The sequence below is a fragment of the Rhizobium halophilum genome, from assembly GCF_021648825.1.
Taxonomy (GTDB): Bacteria; Pseudomonadota; Alphaproteobacteria; order Rhizobiales; family Rhizobiaceae; genus Neorhizobium; species Neorhizobium halophilum.
Window position 1 is genome coordinate 1 of record NZ_JAKJHS010000041.1, and the last position, 659, is coordinate 659.

The 659-nt window shown below is 63.9% G+C and carries 1 protein-coding gene; it reads right to left on the reverse strand.

The window, feature by feature from the left end; translation table 11 throughout:
• Positions 1-659: methyl-accepting chemotaxis protein (locus tag LXM96_RS21525; protein ID WP_240000597.1), on the reverse strand; the 659-nt coding region annotated here is incomplete at both ends.

The following is a 659-nucleotide window of genomic DNA, read 5'->3' on the forward strand; positions in this document are numbered from 1 at the left end:
GCATTGGCTTCCTCCACCATCGCCGCGTTCTGCTGCGTCACCTGGTCCATCTGGTTGACGGCGGTGTTGACCTCCGACAGCCCGACCGACTGCTCGCGCGACGAGGTGGCGATCGCATCCATGTGCTGGTTGATCGTGACGATATAGGTCTCGATCGTCTTCAAGGCCTCGCCGGTCTGGCTGACAAGCTGGACGCCGTTGGCGACTTCCACCGACGAGTTGCGGATCAGGTCCTTGATCTCCTTGGCAGCGGTTGCCGAACGCTGTGCCAGTTCGCGCACTTCCTGGGCGACGACGGCGAAGCCCTTGCCGGCTTCCCCGGCGCGTGCCGCTTCCACGCCCGCGTTGAGCGCCAGCAGGTTCGTCTGGAAGGCGATATCGTCGATCACGCCGATGATGGAGGAGATCTGGTTCGACGACTGCTCGATCTTGCCCATGGCATCGACGGCATTGGCAACCACCGTGCCTGACTGGCGGGCATTCTCGTTGGCCTGGATCGCCACCGTGCGAGCCTCTTCGGCGCGCTTGGAGGAATTGGCGACATTGGTGGTGATCTGGTCGAGTGCGGCGGCGGTTTCTTCCAGCGAGGCGGCTTGCTGCTCGGTGCGCTTCGACAGGTCCTCGGCACTCTGGCTGATCTCGCGCGAGCCCGAGTCGAT